Genomic DNA, 21,356 nt, shown 5'->3' on the forward strand with positions numbered 1-21,356 from the left:
CCCTGCCGCCCACGCCGATCGCCAATCCGGGGCGGCAGTCGCTGGAGGCGGTGCTCAATCCTCCGTCTACGGATGACCTGTTCTTCGTAGCCGACGGCACGGGTGGCCATGCCTTCGCCCGCACCTATGAGGAGCACCTGAGGAACGTCGCCCGCTGGCGGGCGATCGAGGCCCAGCGCGCCGGAGAGCCGGCCGAGGTCGTCCCACCCGAGGCCCGCACGACGCCGGAAGCCCCCGCGGAGGCGGCGGCAACGCCTGCCCCGTCCGGCGAGGCCATAATCACCATGCAGCCGCCGGGGACCTTGCGTCCGGCGACGCCAGCGCGCACGACCGTGCCCGTCGCCAACACGCCCCAGAGCTAGAATGTCTAACGACCGCACGCCGCGCCGAGGCGTCCTCCTGATCGTCGCCAGCCCGTCGGGCGCCGGCAAGACCAGCCTGTGCCGCCGACTGATGGCCGACCACGGCGGGCTGGAGCTGTCGGTCTCGATGACCACGCGCGGCATCCGGCCGGGCGAGGTGGCGGGGCGGGACTATCATTTCGTCGATCACGCCGAGTTCCAGACGGGGATCGACACCGACGCCTTCCTGGAATGGGCCGATGTTCACGGCAATCGCTACGGCAGCCCGCGCGAGCCTGTGGAGCGTGCCCTGTCGGAAGGCCGTGACGTCCTGTTCGACATCGACTGGCAGGGCGCGCGCCAGATCGCCGCGAAATGCCCGGAGGACGCCGTGCGCGTCTTCATCCTGCCGCCCAGCCTGGCGGAACTCCGTCGCCGCCTGGTGACCCGCTCACAGGACGCCGAAGAGGTCATCGAACGACGCATCCAGAACGCCAAGGGCGAGATCGAGCACTGTGCCGAGTTCGACTACGTCTTCGTCAACGACGACTTCGACCGGTCGTACGCCGAGCTGGCGCACATCTACCACGCCGAGCGCAGCCGCCGGTTCCGGAACACCTGGGTCGAGGGCTACCGCGAGGCCCTGCTGTCCGAAGACGTCTGAGCGGCGAACCAAGGCTCCATCCGGCGCAGCGCCTCTTCGATCTCTGGCGTCGAGACGGCGAAGCTGAAGCGCATGAAGCGGTGGCCTTCGACCGGGTCGAAGTCGACGCCGGGCGCGGTGGCGATGCCGGTGTCCTTCAGCAGGCGCTCGCAGAAACCGACACTGTCGTCGGTCAGGTGGCCGATGTCGGCCCAGATGTAGAAGGCACCGTCGGGCGGGGCGATGGTCTTCAGGCCAAGGCGAGGCAGGGCCTCCAGCATCAGGGCGCGGTTCCGGCGATAGACCTCGAGATGGCCTTCCAGGACGTCGTGCTCGTCCATTGCCACCAGGCCGGCGTGCTGGCTGAGGGAGGGCGGGGTCAGGAACAGGTTGCCGATGTAGGCCTTGGCTGTCTCGATCTGGTCGGGCGGAACCAGCAGCCAGCCGAGGCGCCACCCGGCCATGCTCCAGTACTTGCTGAAGCTGTTGATCACCATGGCCTCGGGCTCAAAGATGAGCATGGTCGGCTGGGGGCCGACGTAGCTGAGGCCGTGGTAGATCTCGTCCGACATGATCTGGATGCCGCGCCGGCGGCAGACCTCGGCGATCCGGGCCAGTTCGGCCTCGGCGATCACCGAGCCGGTGGGATTGGCTGGGCTGGCGACGATGACGCCGGCAGGGGCGGGGTCCAGGGCCTCGAGCGCGGCGGCGGTCAGTTGATAGTGTTCGGCCGGGCCGCAGGCGATCTCGACCGCCTGCATGTTCAGCCCCTTCACCACGTTGCGATAGGCGACATAGCCGGGCCGCGCCATGGCGATGCGGTCGCCGGGCTGGAAGCGTGACGAGAGAGCCAGCACCAGGGCGGGGGAGGCCCCGCAGGTCAGCAGCAGGCGGTCGGCCGTCACCTCAACCCCGTATCGGTCCTGATAGAGCCGCGCGATCCGCGCTTTAAGCGGCGCGCTTTCCCAATAACCCATGCCGTCGGCGTCGAGCACGCGGTGCGCCTCGGCGATCGCGCGCGGCGGGGCGCCGGTGGAGGGCTGGCCGAACTCCATGTGAATGACGCTGCGGCCCTCGGCCTTCAGGGCGTGGGCCAGTCGGCTGATGACGATGGCGCGGAACGGCTCGATGGCGGTGGAGGTCATGCCGCGGGTGTAGCGGGTGAGGCCAAGGGGCGGAAGGTCGGTGCAGCCTCGGGTGACGTCAGGACCCGCGCAGCTGCCAGTCCGGGACCACGACCGTTTTACCCTCACTCGTGTGGTGGATAGCTAGATGCCTACGAGCCCCGGCAGATCTCGACCGACCGGGCAATGCCGTATCGCTGCCGGACGACCCGATAACACTCATCTGAGTTCATGCCCGCGCACGCTCGCGCGGACAACCATACCGTATTGTATTGCATGGCATCCAACATGCAGACGTCGCTGTAGACGTTTCTGCATGCATCCGCGGCAGGTTCCAGTGTTCGATACCTGTACGCCTCAGAAAAACAGTGGCGGCTTCCAACGTTTCTGCAGATCTGGGCGGATCTCTCTGGAGTATGGGTCTGGATTGCAGTCGCGAAGCATGAAGGGGGGGACGACGCCGTCGTCACCTGGATTGCCATGACAAGAGCGCTCACCAGCATGCCGTTGTTCCTTGTTGATCCTGAACCACCCCGTTTCGAGGATTCAGGTTGTGGCCGCAACGTGAACTGCCGATGAACAGATGACCCATGACCGGCGTCAAGCCGAGGTACCGCCAGATCAGTTTGCCGCAGCCGTCCGGGTGTGTTGGTTGAACCACTCCAGCGTCCGGGTCCAGGCCTGGGCGGCGGTGGTCGGGTTGTAGCGTTCCGGCGTGGCGTCGTTGAAGAAGCCGTGGACCGAGTCGGGCCAAAGATGGCCTTCATGGATGATGCCGTGACGTTCCAGCTCGGCGATCTGGGCCGGGAAGCCCTCGGCCAGACGCCCGTCCAGCGCGCCGTGGTGGATCAGGATGGCGGCCTTGATCCTGGGGACGAGCTCGGACGGGGTGGCCCCGCCGTAGAAGGGCGCGGCGGCGGCGAGTTCGTCGCCCATCATGCCGGCCAGAAGGTTGGACGCAGCGCCGCCATAACAGAAGCCGGTCGCGGCGATCTTGCCGTTCCCGTCCTCGCGGGCCCTCAGCCAGCGGGCAGCGGCCAGCAGGTCCTGGGTCATCTTGTTGCGATCCAGCGAGGCGAACAACTGGCCGCCGCGATAGTCGTCGCCGGGATAGCCGCCTACGCTGGTCAGGGTGTCGGGGGCGAAGGCGTTGAAGTTGGCCAGGGCGAAGCGACGAGCCACGTCCTCCGTATGCGGATTGAGGCCCCGGTTCTCGTGGATCACGATCACGCCGGGCAGCTTGGCGGGCGTGGCGCTGCGTGAATCGGCGCTGAACGGGCGGACGAAATAGCCCCGGATCTCGCCGTGGCCGTCGGGAGAGGGAACGGTCACGTATTCGGCGCGGATGCGCTCGTCGTCCTTGGCGATCTGCTGGCCCAAGGCATAGTTCGGCATCAGGGCCTCGATGATCGCCGTGGCCGTCAGGCCGGCGACGGCGTAGCGGCTGACGCCCCTCGCGAAGGCCCGCCGGTCGATCTCGCCGTGGATAAAGCGGGTGTAGAGGTCGACCGCTTCGGCCGGGATTCTCTGGCTGTCGTCGCCCATCGGGGCCTCCCTCATTCGCCTCTCTCAACGGAGGCGCAACCACTGTGGATCAAGGCGAAGGTCAGCGCCATCGGCTCCGGAGCCGCAGGTCGGCCTCAGTCGGTCGAGGCTTCGGCGTCCGGCTCCGGCTGGGTCATGGCGTGGCGCATGACATGATAGATCAGATGCTGCTCGATCGTGCCTTGGAACAGGTGCGCCCAGGGGCCGGCCGCGCGCACGGCGACATCCTCGCCGCCGTGGCTGGCTGAACCGAGCGGCACGAGCGCCTGCTGCTGATAGGTCAGGGCCGTGGTGTCCGCGGCGCTGGGGTCCGGGCGGGGCCCGTTCACGGCACCCGGGCCGTTGGCGTAGGCGAGCGTCGTGTACGGATGTCCGTCACGGGCCTCGACCACGTCGCCATCCACGTCGACGACCAGGCCCAGGATCGGGTTTCCGCGCTGGGGATAGCCGGCCATGGTGAAGTTATGGCTGTGGTCGGCAGTCACGATCACCAGGGTGTCGGATAGGTCGATGCGGGCCATGACCGCTGCGACGGCGCGATCCAGCTCCACCGTGTCTTCCAGGGCCAGGCCGGCAGCGCCGAGATGGTGGGCGTGATCGATGCGGCCCGCTTCGACCATGAGCACATAGCCGTCGCCGCCCTCCAGGACGTCGAGGGCCTTCAGCGTCATCTCGGTCAGGGATGGTTCGCCGCCGGCATCGTCGCCGCGCATCGCCTCGAACTCCATGTGGTCGCGCTCAAACAGACCGAGCACGGGTCGCTCGTTGCCCAGATTGGCGAACTGGGTCGCGTTCCAGACATAGCGACCCTGCGGATGCCGGGCGCGCCATTCCGCGATCAGATCCCGTCCATCGTCGCGCAGGCCCCGGGCTTGGGTGTCTTCGACGTCCGTGGCCGTCGTGGGCAGGAACTGGCTCCGCCCTCCGCCCAGGATGACGTCCAGGCCGTCGCCGTGGGGCCATTCGACCATCTGGCGGGCGATGTCGACGCAGCCGGCTTCGCGCGCCTCGGCGGGAAGCTCGCTGCTGTTCTCCCAGTCGCGGTTGGCGACATGGGCGTAGGCGGCTGCCGGCGTGGCGTGGGTGATCCGGGCCGTGGAAACCAAGCCGGTCCGCAGGCCGGCGGCCTCGGCCACGGCGAAGATGGATTGAACCTCGCGTCCGCGCGAGCCGATGCAGTCGTTGAGGGCGACAGTCTGGTCCAGGCCGATGATGTCGTTTCGGGTCTTCACGCCCGCGACCATCGCGGTGGCGGTCGGCGCGGAATCCGACACCTGGGCGTCGTGAGCGTAGGTGCGGACGAGCGCGGAGTAGGGAAGGCGATCCATCGCCGTCCAGGTCGACTCGCCGTCCTGACCCGCCCGCTGACCCTGATGTATCCGCGCGGCCGTCAGGGTGCTGACCCCCATGCCGTCGCCGATGAACAGGATGATGTTGCGCGCCCGCCCGGTGATGGGCCGGGTGCTCAGGCGGGCTACCAGATCCGCGCGGGCCTCGGCGAAATAGCTGTCGGCGGCCTGGGGCGGTTCCTGGGCCAGGGCGATCGGGGCCGAACCGGCGAGAACGATGGCGGCGAGGGCGGCGCGGACGATCATGAAGCACTCCAGACTGTGAGCGCCGAGGCCTAAACGGAGGCGATGACGGTTTTTCGATGCGGCTGGGCCGCTGCCGGGGAGACTTAAGGCCGCAGGGCCTCGGCGAGCCGCAGGAAACCGGCGATGTCGATGGTCTCGGCGCGGGCGTCGGGATCGACGCCGGCGGCTTCGCAGAGGGAGCCGCCGCCCAGTGGCTTGAGACTGGAGCGCAGCATCTTTCGGCGTTGGCCGAAGGCGGCCCCGGTGACGCGCTCGAGGCGCTTGAGCATTTCCGGCGGCGGACGGTCAGGCCGGGGGACCAGATGCACGACGGCCGAGGCCACCTTGGGCGGCGGGGTGAAGGCGGCGGCGGGAAGGTGCATGACGATCTTCGCGGTCGCCGTCGCCTGGGCAATGACGGCGAGGCGGCCGTAGTCATCGTCACCGGGTTGGGCGACGATCCGCTCGGCGACCTCCTTCTGGAACATGAGGGTCAGGGCGTGGGGGGTCCACGGGCCGGTCAGCCATTTGATCAGCAACGGCGTGCCGACGTTGTAGGGCAGGTTGGACACGAGGTGCGCCGGGCCGTCGACCAGGTCCGCCTCGCGCACCCGCAGCGCGTCGCCTTCGACCAGCGTCAGGCGGCCGGAGCCGTCGTCCAGCTCGGACAGCAGGGGAAGGAAGCGAGGGTCCTTTTCGACCAGGACCAGCCGCGAAAGGTCGCTCTCCAAGAGGGCCCGGGTCAGGCCGCCCGGGCCGGGGCCGACCTCGATCACGGCGCGGCCTTCGAACGGGCCCGCCAGTCGGACGATCTTTCGTGTGACGTTCAGGTCCAGCAGGAAGTGCTGGCCGAAGCTCTTTTTGGCCAGCAGGCCGTGAGCCTCGAGGGATTCGCGAAGGGGCGGCAGGGTGGTCACCCGCTGCTGTTAGCCCCTGGCGCGGGTCGCCGCCATCTCCGAGGCCAGACGGATCGCCGCGATCAGGCTGTCGGGCCGGGCGACGCCCTTGCCCGCGATCTCGAAGCCCGTGCCGTGGTCCGGCGATGTGCGCACGATGGGCAGGCCGAGCGTTGCGTTCACCCCGCCCCAGAAGTCCAGCGTCTTGACCGGGATCAGGGCCTGATCGTGATAGAGGCAGACGGCGGCGTCATAGGTCGCCCGGGCCTCGTCGTGGAACATCGTATCGGCAGGGAGGGGATCGGTGATGGCGATGCCCTCGGCGCGCAGGTCTTCAGCGGCCGGCTTGAGCACCTCGATCTCTTGCAGGCCCAGGGCACCGCTTTCACCGGCATGGGGGTTCAGCGCCGCGAGCGCCAGCCGGGGCTGTGCGATGCCGAAGTCGCGGCGCATCGATTCGTGGACGACGCGGGCCGTACGCTTCACCCGTTCCGCCGTCACCATCTCCGGCACCTGATCCAGCGGCAGATGGATGGTGACGAGACAGGCACGGAGGCCCTTGGCCGTCAGCATCATGATCGGGCCGCGCGTGCCGTCGAAGGGCGTGTCGGCAGTCAGTTCCGCGATGAACTCGGTATGGCCGGGAAAGCGGAAGCCGGCGGCGTAGAGCGGGGCCTTGGCGATGGGGGCGGTGACGAGGCCGGAAGCCTCTTTCGCCAGGCACAGATTGACCGACCGCTCGATCCAGTCGGCGACGACGCCGGCGTTGCGCACGTCGGGGGCTCCGGCCGTCACTGGCGCGGGGGCGGGATGGTGCAGGACGGGAAGGGCGGTCGCGCAGACCGAAAGTGCATCGGCCGGGTCGTGGATTTCAACGACGGATGCGCTCTGCATCGCCAGAAGCCCAGCGTCGCCAAGGACAAAGAAGGGGGCTTCGCCTTTCAACGACGCCCACGCCTTGGCCACGATTTCCGGTCCGATCCCGGCAGGCTCGCCGAGCGACAGGACCAGGGGCGGCCGGGCCAAGGGCCTACTTGACCTCGATCAGGGCGTCGGCGCGCAGATCGCGGATATAACGGCGCGCCAGCATTGCCAGGTTCTGGTTCTGCAACCGGCTCTCGACCTCGCGGTAGGTCGGAACATCGGCACCGCCCACGCGACGGCCGCAGACGGCGACCAGGTGCAGACCGAGCGGAGTTCGGACCGGGTTGGAGACCGTGCCGACCTCGGCCGAGCGCGCCACCTGCTGGAACTGCGGCGCGAGATTGGCGACATCGCTCTCGCCCAGATCCGAGCCCAGCAGACCCGCCTCGGAGGTAGTGCGCTGCAAAATGTTGTCGCACGTCAGCTGGGGACGAAGCGCGGTCAGTCGCTCGGTGGCGGCGGCCACCTCGGCTTCGCTGGCGGTCTCGGGCAGTTCGATCATGGCCTGCCTCAGGCTGACCAGGCTGGTTGCCGAGCCCGAGCGCTTGTCGCGCATGTAGATGATGTAGACGCCGCCCTCGACCGGGATGGGTCGCGACAGCTGGCCGACCTCCAGGGTGTCGAGCGCGGTCTGGAGCGCGGGCTGGACGGTGCCCTGGACGATCCAGCCGGCGTCGCCGCCGCGCGCGGCCGATGGCGCGGCTGAGAATTGGCGGGCCACGGCCTGGAACGGCGCGCCCTGGATCATCTGGGCGACCAGCTGCTCGGCCCCGTTCAGGGCCGCCTGCTGCCCGCCGACGCGCGCGGCTTCGATGTAGATCTCGCCAATCAGATACTGTGGCCGCTGGGCGGCTTCGGACAGCTGACGCAGCGCCTGCTCGACCTGGGCGCGGCTGACGCGCGAGCGGGTGTTGAAGCGGCCTCCGACCAACTGGCGCCAGCCGATCTCTGTGCGCAATTGCTGGCGCATGTTCTCGGGCCGGATGCCGCCCTGAGCCAGGAAGTTCATGTATTGATCCGGCGTCACGCCCGCGTCCTGGGCCATGGCCGCGATTTCCTGATCCACCTCCTCGTCAGTCACGACCAGGGTCTCGTAGTTCGCGATTTCCTGGGCCTGGAGGCGTTCCTCGATCAGGGCCTGCAGCGCCTGCTGCTGGATCGCGGGGATGTTCTCCTCGGTTGGCTGGACCTGGCTCATGGCGATGACTGTCAGCATGCGCTGACGCAGATCGAAGCCCGTGATGATCTGGTCGTTGACAGTCGCGACGATGCCGTCTGCCAGCCGGAACTCCGGGGCCGGAGCCGCCGATGCGATCGGTGCCTGCCCGGCGGCGGGGTCAAGAGTCCCGGCAGCCTGTCCGGTCGGCGCGGTCTGGGCGATCGCCGAGCCCGCGACCATCGCAGCGACAGCGACAGCGGTCGAAATACGCATCAAACCCATGGTCAGTCCTGGTTCCTTCGAAGCCTCGCGCGTCGGTTCCAAACCGGGCGGGCGCTGTCTTGACGCCTCATGCCTAACGCAGGCCGTTCGATCCATACCCTGACCCGCCAAAAGTGGCGAGGTTGAGACGGAAGAAGATGCCCTCGGCCGGTCCGGTCGGCCGCACGCGGGTGTTGTCGCGGCGATAGCCGACCTCAATGCGGAAGCAGTCATCGTCGAACAGCAGGCCGACTTCCGAGCGCGTTATCAGGTCGCGCTCCAGATCGGCGATGCCCGCGACGGTCACGCCCCAGTTGCCGTAAATAAACTGCTGGGCCGCGACCTGGACGAACTCGTAGTTGCGGTTCAGCGGGCCATCCAGCGGATTGGAGCGATCCAGGATGTAGCTGACGGTCGCCAGATTGCGGCGGCCCCAGCGCCCGTCGACGGCGGCCTCGGCGCGACGCACATCCCCCGAGCCGTCGACGGTGGCATGGCCCCAGCTGCGGATCCGGTCGGACGGCTTGAATTCTCCTTGCACGATCCAGTCGGACGTCTGCGACGCCAGGCCTGTGGGATCGTAGAGACGTGACGGATCATCCGGGATCGGCACACGGAAGCTGTCCTGCCCGGCGTCTCGCATGCTACGGCCGACGAACAGGCTGGCGCTACGGCCTTGGTCCCAGCGAATTGTCGAGCGAACGCCGGCTGTCAGGCGCAGACCGCCTTCCATAAGGTCGTAACCGGGGAAGCGATCGACGCGGAACAGGGACGATTCGTCCAGCTCGATGGTCTCGGCGTCCTCGTTGGGGATTCGGGGGTCGAGGTCGGGGTCGGTGGAGAGCGACAACTGTCCCATCGGCTCGACGATCAGGTCGGCGCCGTCGGCGAGGCGACGGATCAGAGGGTAGCTGATGTCGAGGCCGAGGGTGGCCCGCTCGCGCGTGATGGTCTCATTGTCCAGGCTCAGGACCGGCGGCAGGTCGTTGACGGAATAAACGTCCACCCGGCCGTCGAAGAAGGCCTCGTAGCGGACCCCGGCGGGCGCGATGAAGGTCCTGCGCCAGTCGACCTGCCCCGTCACCCGGCGGCTGTCGACGCCGGGCAGGCCGACGGTGGAACCGGTGGGGATGACCTCGGGACGCAGCACCGGGCTGCCGAAGTACCGCTCGCGGTAAATGGATACGGCCGAACCGCGCAGGCGCAGACGTCCACCCAGAACGCCAGTCTCAGGCTCCCAGCGGGCGTCGATTAGAGGCGCAACCAGCGGCAAGGCGTCGTCGTCCTCGAAAACGTTCAGCGCTGGCGTGACCGGATCGAAACGCGACACCCTCAGCGACTGGATGGTGAAGGCCGCGACGGACAGATAGGACCGGGCGGTCTGGCGCTCGGCGTACAGCTGGCTGATCAGGCGACGCTGGTCGCCGTAGTACAGGCCGTTGTCCTGATAGGGATCCTGGATGTCGTAGCGATCGAACAGCGTCTTGTCCGAAGTACGCTCGGCCGTGAAGCCCCATCTCCACGGCCCGTCCGGATCGAAGCGGCCATGGCCCAGGAAGTAGCTTCGGGCCGTTCTGTCGCCGAAATCGACGTTGGATTCGGCGTCGCCGTCGCCGTCCAGATCGAAGTCGCCGAAGTTGCGGGCATAGGTCGCCCCGCCGCGCAGGACGACGGTTCCGTCGGCGAACCGCCTGCGCCATTGCAGGTTCAGGAAGGGCAGGACGCGGGTGTTGAACTGTGGGCTGATCAGCCAGTCCTCGGACGGCGACACGACCCGCAGATAAGGCGTCTCGACCGACAGGCCGCGCCCGTCGTCATAGTTCACCGTCGGGACCAGAAAGCCCGAGGCCCGTTCCACCGTCGGGTCGGGATGAGCGAAGGCGGGTAGCCAGAACACCGGCACGCCACCCAGCTTGAACACGGCGTTGCGGTACAGGATTGCCCGAAGCTCCTCGTCCTGGACGACCTTCTCGGCCTGGATCGAGAGACTGGGCTCCTCGGGGTTCCCGTCCGCGTCGCAGATGGGGCAGGGGGTAAACAGGGCGTAGTTCAGCTCGTTGACGTTCTCACTGCGCCGCACGGCGGTCGCGGCCATCAGGCTGGCGCCGTTGGTCAGGCGGGTGGCGAAATCGACGGCGACGCCGGCGCGCAGGTCCTCATCGAGTTCCAGGTGGCTGGCGAAGACGCGGTTGCCCTCAGGGTCGGTCAGCTCGACCTCGCCGTCGGCCGTGCCGATCCCCTGGGCGATGTCGAAGGTGATCGACTGGCCGATCAGGGTGTGGTCCTGGTAGCGGGCGAAGACGCGCTCGGTGTCGCCCGTCGCGGAAATGACGTCACCGGCGCGACCGGCGCTGTCGGCCTCGATATAGAGGGCCCCGGGGGCAAGGCCGCCGGTCTCGGGCTGGATGTCCGGCTGGCGGGGCGTCGCGGTCTGGGCCTGAGCTAGGCCCGGCAGGCATGCGAACGCGGCCGCCCCGGCCAGAAGGCGCAGGCGCAGGGCCTTGGTCATCGGGACGAAACCGCCGGGCCGCATGGGGATGAAGAACCGCTCCTGATGGCCCCCGCCGGGGCTCCGCTTAGCCGTCTTCGGTATAGAACAGCAAGGTGAAGGCGGCGAGCGCCGTCAGCACCGCCGGAAGCCAGGCGGCGACAAGCGGTGGAACCACTTCCGCTGACCCCATCGCCGCCGAGAACTGGTTCAGGAAGAAGAAGGCGAAGCCCAGCACAACGGCCGACACCGCCATGCGCGCCAGATCGCCGAATCGCATCAGCCGCAACGAGAAGGCCGCCGCGAGGATGGTCATGGCCGCGAAGGTCAGGGGGGTGGACAGCAGCTGCTGGAAGCGCAGCTGATAGGCGGTGGAGGAGAAACCCGCGTCCTCGATTCGTCGGATCTGGCCGGGCAGGGACCAGAAGGGCGTGGACTGCGGCCGGGCAAAGCGCTCGAAGGCTTCCTCGTCGGCGAGCGCAGAGGGCAGGTCGAGCGTGGCGTAGCGCATGGCGCGCTGGCCGGTTTGGGCCCCCACGGCGTCGAATAGTCGCCAGCGACCGGCGGACAGGCTGGCGGCCTCGGCATCGATGCGCTCGGTGAAGGCCCGGCGGCCGTTGGGGTCGGTGGTGTAGATGAAGAAGGTCACATCCAGCAGCCGGGCATTGGCCCGGTCCTGACGGCCGGCGCGGATGACCATCTGGCGCGGCCCGTCGCCTTCGCGCAGCCAGATCGCCTCCTGTTCTTGGCCGCTCATGACCGAGCCCGAGATGCGCTGGCGTTCGCGCTGGAACAGGCCGTCGCCCGAGGCCGCCAGCGGGCCGATGACCGTCACTGTCAGGATGCCGAAGGCGAGCGCCGCGCCTGCGGCTGGGAGCACGAACCGCCAGGCCGAGACGCCGGCCGCCCGCATCGCCACCAGCTCGGAGCGACGGTTCAGGCTGACGAAGGCCGACAGTGTCCCGAACAGGAAGACGAAGGGCAGGAGCTGGACGATGACCGCCGGGCTCTTCACCAGCATCAGGCCGAAGATCCGCAGCGCCGAAAGGTCTGTGTCCGAGCCCAGGCCGCGGGAGATCTCGACGAAGTCGATCAGCATGACGAGCGCGGAGATGACCCCGAGCGCCACCGCCAGCGACCGCGCCAGCTGGATCAGAACATAGCGTTCGATGCGGCCGAGACGCAGCGCGCTCAACACGTGGCGTGGCGCAGCCGAGACGGAGCCGAGCGCCGTCATGCAAACCTCGCCTTCAACGCCGAGATCGACCAGGCGCTCGCCCTCTTGGGCTTCAACGCCCGGAACAGCAGCTGGAGCGACAACGCCGTCGCGGCGATGGGCAGGAGGTACTGGAAGACATTCAGCCAACCGTTCCAGGCGCTGGCGGCCACTACGGCATAGCCGACGATACGAACGAGCAGGAAGGCGGCCGAGGCCTTGGCGATGCGGCTGGAATAGCCCGTCCGGCTGAAGGCCCCACCGAGAATGGCGGTCAGCGCCATCGCCATCGCCGCCAGGGCATAGAGCGGCGACGAAAGGCGAGCGTGACCTTCCGCCATCAGTTCGCTGCGCGATCCGGCGGTGTCGATCAGTTGGGCTGAGGGCTCAAAGAGCTGGTCGAGGTATAGGTCGGATGGCTTGTAGCGGACGGTCTCGGTGTCGGTGACGTACTGGCCGAGCGGGAAGACATAGCCATCGAACGATAGCTGCTGCAGCACTCCGGCCGAGCTGTACTGCTGCCATGAGCCCGCCTGCATGGTCAGGACCGGCTGGCCGTCGACGCGGCCGAAGCGGGCCTCGGATGCATCCCAGGTCGTCACCTCGTCGCCCTCCTCGATGTAGATGAAGAGGTTCTTGAGCAGGCCGTTCTGCCCGATCTCCTGGACGTAGACGGTCAGGCCGTTCGGGCCCTGGACGAAGCGCCCCTCTTCGACCAGCAGGGCGGCGAGGTCGGTACGGATCTCGAAGGCCTGGTCGCGCGCCTCGCGCTGGGCCCAGGGCTGGATCAGGACGTTGGTGACGAGCATGACCACCGCGACGATGGCCGCCAGCCGGGCTCCGGGCTCGATCATGCGCCAGCGCGTCATACCCGAGGCATAGGCGGCGGTCAGTTCCTGCTCGCGCTGCAGCCGGGTCAGGGCGATCAGGGCACCGACGAACAGGCCGATAGGCAGGATGACGGCAAACAGCTGAGGTACCGCCAGCAGGGTCAGTTTCAGCATGACCCAAACGCTCTGACCGCGTTCGACGATGATCTCGAGCTGATCCAGGCTCTGCGACAAGATGCCGATTCCGGCCAGCGACGCGCATGCCCCGACGACGGGCAGGGCGATCTGGCGGAAAAGGTAACGCTGAATCAGGGTCATGCGGGCGATGTGGATCACCCGGTTGCGGGCGCGTTCGTTGCGGCGCATCTAATACACGCGCTGGCGAGCCGCCGACAATGGCGGCTATAGTCCAAGCTTCACAGTATCAACGACCGGGCCTGAACCCGGCTGGAGTGTGTCTTGCCCCTTACGATCGATTTCGTCGCCGACGCCCGCCGCGCGGGCGCTCTCGCCATTCTCGTCCACGACGGCCGCGCCCTGGCCGGAGCCGGGGCAGACCACGACGCCGCCACCTCCGGTGCCCTGATCAAGGCGATGGGGGCCAGCCGCTTCACTGGCGGCGCGAACTCCACGACGCTGGTCGCCGCGCCGTCGGGTCTGGACGCTGATCTGGTGGTGCTGAGCGGCGCGGGCGATGCGGCCAAGTTCGACGACCTGGCGCTGGAGACGGCCGTGGGCGCCGCCTATCACGCGGTCAAGCTGTCGGGGCTGGAGGCCCTGACCATTGACCTGTCGCACCTGTCGGCCGAGCAGGCCGCGCGTGCCGCCTTCGCCGTGCGCCTGGCCGCCTATCGCTTCGACAAGTATCGGACCAAGGAAAAGCCGGAGAAGGTGCCGTCGATCAAGACGGTCCACATCGTGACCAAGGACGCCGCCGCCGCGCGGTCGGCGTTCCAGCCGATGAACGCCGTCGCCGACGCCGTCTACTTCTCGCGCGACCTGGTCGCCGAGCCCGCCAACGTCCTCTACCCCGAAGAGTTCGCCCGCCGCGTCAAGGCGCTGGAGCCGCTGGGCCTCAAGGTCGAGATCCTGGGCGAGGAGGAGATGCGCAAGCTGGGCATGAACGTCCTGCTGGGCGTCGGTCAGGGCTCGGTGCGCGAGAGCCAGCTGGCGGTCATCCAGTGGAACGGTGGCAAGTCGGGCGACCAGCCCATCGCCTTCGTCGGCAAGGGCGTCTGCTTCGACACCGGCGGCATCTCGATCAAGCCGGCCCAGGGCATGGAGGACATGATCTGGGACATGGGCGGCGCTGCCGCTGTCGCCGGCCTGATGCACGCGCTTGCCGGCCGCAAGGCCAAGGTCAACGCGGTGGGCGTTCTGGGCCTGGTCGAGAACATGCCCGACGGCAACGCCCAGCGTCCGGGCGACATCGTCAAGTCCATGTCGGGCCAGACGGTGGAGGTCATCAACACCGACGCCGAGGGTCGCCTCGTGCTGGCCGACGCCCTCTGGTACACCCAGGACCGGTTCAAGCCCAAGTTCATGGTCGATCTGGCCACCCTGACGGGCGCCATGATCATCTCGCTGGGCCTGGACTACGCGGGCGTCTTTTCCAACGACGATGACCTGGCCAATGCCATCCTGGCCGCCAGCCCCAAGGTCGGCGAGAACGTCTGGCGCATGCCGATGCCGCCCCAGTACGACAAGATCATGGACAGCGTGAACGCCGACGTGAAGAACTCGGCCGGTCGCGACGGCGGTTCGATCACCGCCGCCCTGTTCCTGCAGCGGTTCGTGAACGGTCTGCCTTGGGCCCACATCGACATCGCCCCGACGGCTTGGGTCAACAAGTCGACCCGCCCGACTGTGCCGGACGGCCCCGTAGGCTGGGGCGTCCGGCTGCTCGATCGGATGGTGGCTGACGCCTACGAAAGCTGAGGTCTACTGACTGCTGACCTCGGAGATGTGAAGCGTCGCCGACGGATTGCTGCCCGGCGAATAGGTGCCGACCCAGATGTCGTACTGACCCGAACCGGGCGAGTTGAAGCGGACGGACGGGTTCGAACCGTTCACGCCGCCGTCGTCGTCGCAGTAGAAGTTGCCATCGGGGCCGTTGATGACCAGGGTAGTGTCAGCGCTCGAGGCGACCGAGATGATCAGTGGCAGGCTGCCAGCCGAGAAGCTCAGTCGGAAATCCGGTGCGTTGGTTATGTAGCCCCTGCAGCGCGAAATCGACTGGGAAACATCGATTGAGCCGCCAGCCCGCAAGGATACCCGATAGGGATCCGGCGTGAATCCCCCGGACAGGTTCGCGCTGCCGTAGTTGGGGTTCTGAGAGTAATCCTGGGCCGAAGCGACTGGCGCAAGAGCCAGGGCCAGACCCATGGCGGCCGCGAGTGCGGGGATTGACGACGAAACGGACATGACGAAGCCTCCAAAGCAAGATGTCCGGAGCACATTGGCCTGCCGTTGGGATATCGGCAATATCATCGAGGATGACGACATCTGATGAACAAGCCGACGGTCCCGGTTTCCAGCGAACTGGCTGAAGTCTGGTTCTATCACCTCGACAGGTCGACGCTGGATCAGGTGCTGCCCGAACTGCTTTACCGGACGCTGCAGCGGGGCTGGCGCGCCCGCGTGCGCGTCGCCGACGCCGACCAGCGCCGCGAAATCGACGAGTGGCTGTGGACCTGGCGCGAGGATAGCTTTCTTGCGCATGGCCTGGCCGAAGAGCCTCACGCCGACCGGCAACCCATCCTGCTGACCGGGGACGACGCGAACCTGAACGGTTCTCAGGCGCTATTCATCGTTGATCGGTCAGACATGAGCCTGACAGAGGAGTTCAAGCGATGTTTCATCATATTCGACGGCCGGGACGAGGCCGCGCTGACAACGGCGCGAGCGCGCTGGAAAGCGCTGAAGGAGCAGGGGGCCAACCTCGCTTACTGGAAGCAGTCGGACGAGGGACGCTGGGAAAAGGCGGCCTGATCGCCGCGCTGTTTCTGGCTGCCTGCTCCTCCACTGTGCCTGAGGCGACCGCGCCTGCGGTGGTTGAACGCGCCGAGGAGAGTCAGCCGGTGGGCAGCCGGATGCCGGATGCGGAAGACGACCTCTGCAAGGCGCGTGACTTCCAGTATCTGGTCGGACGCCATCGCAACGAGATTCCGGTGCCGGTCGAGGTGGTGAACCGCCGGGTGACCTGCACCACCTGTCCGGTGACGATGGATTTCTCGGCTTACCGGCTGAATATATTCTACAATTCCCAAACCCAGATCGTGGAGCAGGTTCGATGCGGATGATGCTGTTCCTCGCTGCCACAGCCGCATTGACCGCCTGCGCGGCGACGCCGGAGCCGACGTCGCCTGGGGTGGGACCTGGCCGCTGTGACGCCGCGGCCGCCCAGTCGCTCATCGGAACCCATGTCGGGGCCGTGACCTTCCCGTCCGACGCCAATGTGCGGATCGTCTGCACCACCTGCCCGACGACCCGCGACTACCGGCCCGATCGGCTAAACGTGCGCTTCGACGAGGCCACCGGGATCATCCGCACCGTCGACTGCGGCTGATCCCGGGCTGTCTGGACGCTACCAGCGCCAGGCGTCGAAGATGACCTCGATGATGTAGCCGTCGACGCTGTCGATCAGATAGATGTGGTTGTCGACGGCGACCCATTGGGTTCCAGGTGGAGGGAAGCCCAGTCCGAAGGTCCGCCAGTCGTTCAGTCGATACCGCCAGAAGATCGACGGGAGATAGTCGCCGACATACCAGCGCTGACCCCAATAGTTCCTCGGCACCGCGTAGTAGCCGTAGTTCGGCGCGAAATAGAACCCTGAACGGAAGCCTGTGTAGCCTCGAAAGCCCCGGTCGCGACGCCACCAGTCGTAGCCCCGGCTGCGGCTCCAGTCTCGCCGCCACTGATCCTGGTTCCAGCGGTTGCGGAAGCCATCGTAGTCGCGACGACGATCGCGTCCGCGATCCCAGTTCCCGCCGCGATCACGCTCCCAGCCGCCGCGGTCCTGCCCGCCATTCCAGTTTCCACCATTCCAGCCGCCACCATTACGGTCGCGTCCACGGTCCCGATCACGATCGCCGTCCCGGCCGCGGTCACGGCCTCCGTCCTGGCCGCCGCGGTTCCAGCGGTTGCCGTCCCCGTTGCGATCCCGACGACGGTCTTCGCGGTTCCACCCTCCGCCCTCGGCCGGTCCCGGTTGCTGTACAACAGGAGGCGGTGGGGATGGCGGAGTCCAGCCGCCACCGGTTCCGCCGCCGCCACGGTTCCAGCCTCCCCCTCGTCCGCCGTCGCCGCCACGGTCCCTGCGGTCGCCATCACCGTCGCCTCCTCGATCGCGGCGCCCTTCGCCCTCGCCCCGGCCGCCGCGGCCACCTCTGCCGTCGCGATCTCCGCCGCCTCGCCTGTCCTGGACTTCGGGAGAAGGTGGGCGTGGCAGTTCTGCCCGCGTTTCGCGGGGCCGGTCGAAGCGCGGAGCCGGTGCTTCCCGAACGACATCAGCGCTGAGATCCCGCGAGTTCGGTGCGCCGACATCCTCCTGGGCTGTCGCAGTGGCGGGCAGTGTCAGCGCAGCCAGGCCCACGCACGTTGTCAGGAACCTTCTCATGTCAATCTTCCCCGCACGCCGATAGCCGGCGGCTCCCCACTACGCTCGCGGCGGTCGCATGAATGGTGTCTGAACGACTTGCGCCACGCCGTGTACGCGGCCAGATCGATGCCGGACCGAAGGAGACCCCGCGATGACCGCGCCCATTGAACTTTGGTACTGGCCCACACCGAATGGCTGGAAGGTCTCCATCGCCCTGGAGGAGATGGCGCTGCCTTATGAGCTCAAGCCGGTGAACATCGGCCGGGGCGAGCAGTTCACGCCGGAGTTCCAAGCCATCAGCCCTAACGGCCGCATGCCCGCCATCGTGGATCCGGACGGCCCTGACGGGAAGCCGCTGTCGATCTTCGAAAGCGGGGCGATCCTGCAGTATCTCGGGACCAAGTCCGGCCGCTTCTATCCGACCGATGTCCGCGCCCGCGCCGAGGTGGATCAGTGGCTGTTCTGGCAGGTTGGCGGTCTCGGCCCGATGGCGGGTCAGACGCATCACTTCCGCCAGTACGCGCCCGCCCTGATCAAGGACCAGCGCCAGATCGCCTATGGCGTGCGCCGTTACACTGACGAGACCAACCGCCTCTATGGCGTCATGGATCGGCGCCTGGCCGATCGCGAGTTCCTGGCCGGCGACTACTCCATCGCCGACATGGCCGCCTGGCCCTGGATCCTGCCAGGACATCAGGGACAGGATCTGGCGGACTTTCCGAACCTGAAGGCCTGGCTCGAGCGGGTCGGGGCCCGTCCGGCGGTGCGGAAGGGGAGGGCTGTCGGCGACGAGCTTCGCAGCAATCTGGCGGCGTCTGGCACGGCGGCGGAGGAGGCCCGGAAGCTGCTGTTCGGGCAGCGCGCCCGGAAATCCTGAATCAGGCGTTTACAGTGTATTTCGCAGTCCTGAATCGATCGCGGAGTATTCATTTCGCCTTTACTGAAAAGACTTTGGCGGCCGCGTCGCTGTTAACTTTAACTTCAAACCGGCGGTATTTGATCGCGTATCAGAGAGGCGGACCAGAAGGGTCGGCCATCGCAAAGGATACGACGATGAACGCGCACGAAACCGCGCCGGAAGCGATCAACGAAGTCGAGGCCGCGCCGCTGCCTCTGCCCACGCCCGACATGGACGGCGACGCCCTGTTCCGGCTGGGGATGATGTATTCCTCGGGCTCGGGCGGCTGCCCGATGGACCGGGTCTCGGCCCACATGATCTTCAACCTGGCGGCCATGAAGGGCTCGATCGAGGCCCGGGTCTATCGCCGCGAGATGTCCGAGGAGATGGAACGCGACGAGATCGCCGAGGCCCAGCGCGCGGCCCGTCGCTACATCGACGCGGGCGTTGTGAAGCTGGCGGCGTGACCTGAGCCTCCAACCGCGCTCAAGCAGCGGGGCTCTGCGAGCCCAGATTCAGCGCTTTAAGCTGGGCTCAAGTAGCGAGTGACCGCGTCGCGAGCGGTAGCCCACTAGAATGACTGATACTGCCCGTTGATCGAGTAGTTGAACCCGATCGGCAGGGCGTTCCGGAACTGGGTGAAGAAGTTCGCCAGCTCGCCGAGCGTCGAGCGCGGCACATAGAGAATGTCCCCGCGTCGCAAGGCGACGACCTCGCCGCGGCGGGGCCTCAGGTCCACCACACGCATCATGGCCCGTCCCCCAGGCCCACGCCGGATCAGTGCCACTTGTTGCGGTTGGGCTGTTGGCAGGAAATCTCCTGCCTGAATCACGGCCTGATAGGCGTTTAGATCGCCGGTCATGGCGAAGACTCCGGGCGTGCGCACCTCGCCGGCGACCCAGACCTGGATCGGTCCGGCCTGTTTCAGCGTGATCTCGACGACTGGCCGCACCAACTGTGAGGCGTAGGCCTCGCTCAGCGTGTATTCCAGTTCCGCCAACGTCCGGTCCGCCGCCATGGCCTGGCCAATCAGCGGCAGGGCGATGCGGCCGTCAGGGCCGACCCTCAGCGACCGGTTCAGCTCGGACGCGGTGGGCAGGGCCACGTCGATCTCGTCACCGGGATAGAGGACATATTCCGGCTCGGCGTCGGTCCAGTCGGCGAAGGCGATGTCGGAAAAGCCGCCCTGGCGCACGCGATTGGTCGACCGGCTCTGGCCCGAGGCGCACGCGCCGGTCGAGGCCACGACGGCCGCGCCCAGAACACCCCACAGAATCCGCCGCCGATCCATCATGAGCGCGAGGCTCGCCGAACATGGGTAATCAGTGGTTAACGCCGACCGGCGAAGGATCGGCCACGTCAACGATTCCTCGGAACTCCGTCCCTTCATGCGTTCCACGGCCACCGCCTATGTCTCGGCCCGCCCGCGCTACGGGTTCGGCGACGTTGTCGGCCTGCTGTTCCGCGAGCTGTGGATCATGGTTGTCGTGTTCCTTGTGGTCCTGGCGATCGGCACCGCCGCCGTCCTGACGCTCAAGAAGACCTACACCGCCGGAGCCAGCCTGTTCGTCGGGGCGGGCCAGGAATACGTCTACCAGCCCCGCGTCGGCGGCTTGCAGGATCGCCAGTCCCAGCCGCCGGCCCCGGGCGAGGTCGCTCAGACCGAAGCCAACATCATCGGCAGCCGCGAGGTGAAGCTGAGGGCCGTACGCGCGCTTGGGCTGCCGTTCTTTCAGAAGCCCGGTCGCGTCTCGACCGATCCGGTGGAGAAGCAGGAAGGTGACGCGATCCGCTTCATCAACGACGGCCTGTCGATCTCGACGACGCCGCAGGGCTCGACCATCGGTCTTGGCTTCGAGAGCGACAGCGCCGAGAAGTCGGCGCGGGTCCTGAACGCCATCATCGACCAGTACCTGATCTATCGCCGGGAGGTGTTCCAGGATCGCTCGACCTCAGCCATCGCCAGCCAGCGCCGGGCCTTCGAGGACGAGCTCGCCGAAGTCGATCGGACCTATGAGGAGTTCTTGGCTTCCAACGAGATCGGTGATTTCGCTGCCTACAAGACCGCTCTCGCGGCGATCTACCAGACGCAGTTGACCGAGAAGTTTTCGGTCGAGAACCAGTTGAATCAGGCGGCTCGGCGGCTGGTCACCATAGAGGCTCAGCTCGCTCGGCAACCACCGGAGATCGCTCTCCAGCAGGACCTCAACGTGTCGGCGCAGGACCAGATCCTGACCTTGCGCACCCAGCGCGAGCAACTGCTGGCCCGCTATCAGCCAGACAGCCAGCCAGTGCGCGACATCGAGGCGCAGATCGCTCAGCTTCAGGAGTATGTGGCCACGGGGACCGCCGTTGGTGCCCGTGAAGTCCGCCTGGGCCCGAATCCGATCTGGACGGAGCTGGAAACAACCCGCATCACGACCCAGGCTGAACGCGACAGTCTGTCGGCACGGCTGGCCTCGGTGAACCGGCAGATCGCCGATATCCTGGAGCGTCAGGCGCAACTGACCCGGCAGGAATCAGAGAACGCGACCCTGGCCTCCAACCGCGACGTCCTGACCGCCTCTATCCGGGAGTTCCAGCAGCGCGAGACCCAGAGCCGTGCCGACAACGGCCTCGTCCGTGCCGGCGCCGACAATGTGCGCGTCATCGAACGCGCTGCCGCCCCGACGCGCGGCACCAGTTTGAAGATGCCGCTCATGGCTCTGGTGATCCTGTTCGCCGGCTTCACGGCCCTGTGCGTCGGCTTGCTTCGGGTCTTCACACGCAGGGGGCTCTCGACGCCGGGGATGGTCGGCCGCACGCTGGAGATGCCGGTGCTCGCCGTCGCGCCGGTGAAGGCCGGATGACGTGTTAG

Annotated in this window: 21 protein-coding genes; 9 read left to right on the top strand and 12 right to left on the bottom strand. The window is 67.3% G+C overall.

The genetic code is table 11. The features are described 5' to 3' along the window. A partial coding sequence (locus IP78_RS14365) for an endolytic transglycosylase MltG (RefSeq protein WP_197272476.1) occupies positions 1-362 on the top strand: 362 nt, incomplete at its 5' end. Position 363: 1 nt separating this feature from the next. Next, positions 364-1,005: a guanylate kinase gene (gmk, locus tag IP78_RS14370; RefSeq protein WP_054112347.1), complete on the top strand. Its 642-nt coding sequence runs from the start codon at positions 364-366 to the stop codon at positions 1,003-1,005. Here gmk and IP78_RS14375 read toward each other — a convergent pair. From IP78_RS14375 to IP78_RS14415, 9 genes are all read right to left on the bottom strand, one after another. Continuing rightward, on the bottom strand, positions 972-2,129 hold the full coding sequence (locus IP78_RS14375) for a pyridoxal phosphate-dependent aminotransferase (RefSeq protein WP_054112348.1): 1,158 nt from the start codon (positions 2,127-2,129) through the stop codon (positions 972-974). The genes gmk and IP78_RS14375 overlap by 34 nt on opposite strands. 600 nt (positions 2,130-2,729) lie before the next feature. Continuing rightward, positions 2,730-3,668 carry a dienelactone hydrolase family protein gene (locus IP78_RS14380; RefSeq protein ID WP_231681028.1) on the bottom strand — a complete coding sequence of 313 codons (939 nt, stop codon included), beginning with the start codon at positions 3,666-3,668 and terminating at the stop codon, positions 2,730-2,732. Between the two features lie 80 nt (positions 3,669-3,748). Further along, positions 3,749-5,248 (bottom strand): alkaline phosphatase, encoded by a 1,500-nt coding sequence (locus tag IP78_RS14385; RefSeq protein ID WP_054112350.1) that lies wholly within the window; start codon positions 5,246-5,248, stop codon positions 3,749-3,751. Positions 5,249-5,331: 83 nt separating this feature from the next. Then, the gene (gene rsmA / locus IP78_RS14390) at positions 5,332-6,144 is read right to left on the bottom strand and encodes a 16S rRNA (adenine(1518)-N(6)/adenine(1519)-N(6))-dimethyltransferase RsmA (protein ID WP_054112351.1); all 813 of its coding nucleotides are present in this window, start codon (positions 6,142-6,144) and stop codon (positions 5,332-5,334) included. Positions 6,145-6,153: 9 nt separating this feature from the next. Then, a complete protein-coding gene (pdxA, locus tag IP78_RS14395; protein ID WP_054112352.1) occupies positions 6,154-7,149 on the bottom strand; it encodes a 4-hydroxythreonine-4-phosphate dehydrogenase PdxA in 996 nt (331 codons plus the stop codon). A 4-nt stretch (positions 7,150-7,153) separates the two neighbouring features. Then, positions 7,154-8,479 (bottom strand): peptidylprolyl isomerase, encoded by a 1,326-nt coding sequence (locus IP78_RS14400; RefSeq protein ID WP_231681029.1) that lies wholly within the window; start codon positions 8,477-8,479, stop codon positions 7,154-7,156. Positions 8,480-8,561: 82 nt separating this feature from the next. Continuing rightward, on the bottom strand, positions 8,562-10,976 hold the full coding sequence (locus tag IP78_RS14405) for an LPS-assembly protein LptD (protein ID WP_054112380.1): 2,415 nt from the start codon (positions 10,974-10,976) through the stop codon (positions 8,562-8,564). 67 nt (positions 10,977-11,043) lie between these two features. After that, positions 11,044-12,192 carry an LPS export ABC transporter permease LptG gene (gene lptG, locus IP78_RS14410; protein ID WP_054112353.1) on the bottom strand — a complete coding sequence of 383 codons (1,149 nt, stop codon included), beginning with the start codon at positions 12,190-12,192 and terminating at the stop codon, positions 11,044-11,046. Further along, on the bottom strand, positions 12,189-13,367 hold the full coding sequence (locus tag IP78_RS14415) for an LptF/LptG family permease (protein WP_231681030.1): 1,179 nt from the start codon (positions 13,365-13,367) through the stop codon (positions 12,189-12,191). The genes lptG and IP78_RS14415 overlap by 4 nt, the downstream gene beginning before the upstream one ends. Before the next feature lie 93 nt (positions 13,368-13,460). On the opposite strand from IP78_RS14415, the gene IP78_RS14420 reads away from it, so the two are divergent. Further along, positions 13,461-14,939, top strand: a complete 1,479-nt coding sequence (locus tag IP78_RS14420) for a leucyl aminopeptidase (RefSeq protein ID WP_054112354.1) — start codon at positions 13,461-13,463, stop codon at positions 14,937-14,939. 3 nt (positions 14,940-14,942) lie between these two features. On the opposite strand, the gene IP78_RS14425 is transcribed toward IP78_RS14420, so the two are convergent. Then, complete coding sequence (locus IP78_RS14425; protein ID WP_231681031.1) at positions 14,943-15,425, bottom strand: peptidase S1; 483 nt, start codon at positions 15,423-15,425, stop codon at positions 14,943-14,945. 84 nt (positions 15,426-15,509) lie between these two features. Between IP78_RS14425 and IP78_RS14430 the strand changes: the two genes are divergently transcribed. From IP78_RS14430 to IP78_RS14440, 3 genes are read left to right on the top strand one after another with little or no spacing between them, the layout of a single operon-like run. Further along, positions 15,510-15,992: a DNA polymerase III subunit chi gene (locus tag IP78_RS14430; RefSeq protein WP_054112356.1), complete on the top strand. Its 483-nt coding sequence runs from the start codon at positions 15,510-15,512 to the stop codon at positions 15,990-15,992. A 59-nt stretch (positions 15,993-16,051) separates the two neighbouring features. Continuing rightward, on the top strand, positions 16,052-16,303 hold the full coding sequence (locus IP78_RS14435) for a DUF1996 domain-containing protein (RefSeq protein ID WP_231681032.1): 252 nt from the start codon (positions 16,052-16,054) through the stop codon (positions 16,301-16,303). Beyond that, complete coding sequence (locus tag IP78_RS14440; RefSeq protein ID WP_054112358.1) at positions 16,294-16,569, top strand: hypothetical protein; 276 nt, start codon at positions 16,294-16,296, stop codon at positions 16,567-16,569. The genes IP78_RS14435 and IP78_RS14440 overlap by 10 nt, the downstream gene beginning before the upstream one ends. A gap of 18 nt (positions 16,570-16,587) precedes the next feature. Here the strand turns inward: IP78_RS14440 and IP78_RS15585 are convergent, their stop codons facing one another. Next, the gene (locus tag IP78_RS15585; RefSeq protein WP_231681033.1) at positions 16,588-17,595 is read right to left on the bottom strand and encodes an RcnB family protein; all 1,008 of its coding nucleotides are present in this window, start codon (positions 17,593-17,595) and stop codon (positions 16,588-16,590) included. Between the two features lie 157 nt (positions 17,596-17,752). Here IP78_RS15585 and IP78_RS14450 point away from each other — a divergent pair, with 157 nt between their 5' ends. Beyond that, the gene (locus tag IP78_RS14450; RefSeq protein ID WP_054112359.1) at positions 17,753-18,478 is read left to right on the top strand and encodes a glutathione S-transferase family protein; all 726 of its coding nucleotides are present in this window, start codon (positions 17,753-17,755) and stop codon (positions 18,476-18,478) included. 176 nt (positions 18,479-18,654) lie between these two features. Continuing rightward, on the top strand, positions 18,655-18,966 hold the full coding sequence (locus IP78_RS14455; protein ID WP_029415450.1) for an SEL1-like repeat protein: 312 nt from the start codon (positions 18,655-18,657) through the stop codon (positions 18,964-18,966). Positions 18,967-19,070: 104 nt separating this feature from the next. On the opposite strand, the gene IP78_RS14460 is transcribed toward IP78_RS14455, so the two are convergent. After that, positions 19,071-19,793, bottom strand: coding sequence for a polysaccharide biosynthesis/export family protein (locus tag IP78_RS14460; protein ID WP_054112360.1), 723 nt, complete (start codon positions 19,791-19,793; stop codon positions 19,071-19,073). Positions 19,794-19,887: 94 nt separating this feature from the next. Here IP78_RS14460 and IP78_RS14465 point away from each other — a divergent pair, with 94 nt between their 5' ends. Next, positions 19,888-21,348, top strand: a complete 1,461-nt coding sequence (locus tag IP78_RS14465) for a Wzz/FepE/Etk N-terminal domain-containing protein (protein WP_054112383.1) — start codon at positions 19,888-19,890, stop codon at positions 21,346-21,348. The last annotated feature ends 8 nt before the right edge of the window (positions 21,349-21,356 follow it).

Source organism: Brevundimonas sp. AAP58 (genome assembly GCF_001295975.1).
In the GTDB taxonomy this organism is placed as follows: domain Bacteria; phylum Pseudomonadota; class Alphaproteobacteria; order Caulobacterales; family Caulobacteraceae; genus Brevundimonas.

Bases quoted from the DNA above. Each gene is read 5' to 3' on its own strand.
- gmk (WP_054112347.1), top strand. From the start codon at position 364: ATGTCTAACGACCGCACGCCGCGCCGAGGCGTCCTCCTGATCGTCGCC.
- IP78_RS14375 (WP_054112348.1), bottom strand. From the start codon at position 2,129: ATGACCTCCACCGCCATCGAGCCGTTCCGCGCCATCGTCATCAGCCGA.
- IP78_RS14380 (WP_231681028.1), bottom strand. From the start codon at position 3,668: ATGAGGGAGGCCCCGATGGGCGACGACAGCCAGAGAATCCCGGCCGAA.
- IP78_RS14385 (WP_054112350.1), bottom strand. From the start codon at position 5,248: ATGATCGTCCGCGCCGCCCTCGCCGCCATCGTTCTCGCCGGTTCGGCC.
- IP78_RS14400 (WP_231681029.1), bottom strand. From the start codon at position 8,479: ATGCGTATTTCGACCGCTGTCGCTGTCGCTGCGATGGTCGCGGGCTCG.
- IP78_RS14405 (WP_054112380.1), bottom strand. From the start codon at position 10,976: ATGACCAAGGCCCTGCGCCTGCGCCTTCTGGCCGGGGCGGCCGCGTTC.
- lptG (WP_054112353.1), bottom strand. From the start codon at position 12,192: ATGACGGCGCTCGGCTCCGTCTCGGCTGCGCCACGCCACGTGTTGAGC.
- IP78_RS14415 (WP_231681030.1), bottom strand. From the start codon at position 13,367: ATGCGCCGCAACGAACGCGCCCGCAACCGGGTGATCCACATCGCCCGC.
- IP78_RS14425 (WP_231681031.1), bottom strand. From the start codon at position 15,425: ATGTCCGTTTCGTCGTCAATCCCCGCACTCGCGGCCGCCATGGGTCTG.
- IP78_RS14430 (WP_054112356.1), top strand. From the start codon at position 15,510: ATGAACAAGCCGACGGTCCCGGTTTCCAGCGAACTGGCTGAAGTCTGG.
- IP78_RS14440 (WP_054112358.1), top strand. From the start codon at position 16,294: ATGCGGATGATGCTGTTCCTCGCTGCCACAGCCGCATTGACCGCCTGC.
- IP78_RS14450 (WP_054112359.1), top strand. From the start codon at position 17,753: ATGACCGCGCCCATTGAACTTTGGTACTGGCCCACACCGAATGGCTGG.
- IP78_RS14455 (WP_029415450.1), top strand. From the start codon at position 18,655: ATGAACGCGCACGAAACCGCGCCGGAAGCGATCAACGAAGTCGAGGCC.
- IP78_RS14460 (WP_054112360.1), bottom strand. From the start codon at position 19,793: ATGATGGATCGGCGGCGGATTCTGTGGGGTGTTCTGGGCGCGGCCGTC.
- IP78_RS14465 (WP_054112383.1), top strand. From the start codon at position 19,888: ATGCGTTCCACGGCCACCGCCTATGTCTCGGCCCGCCCGCGCTACGGG.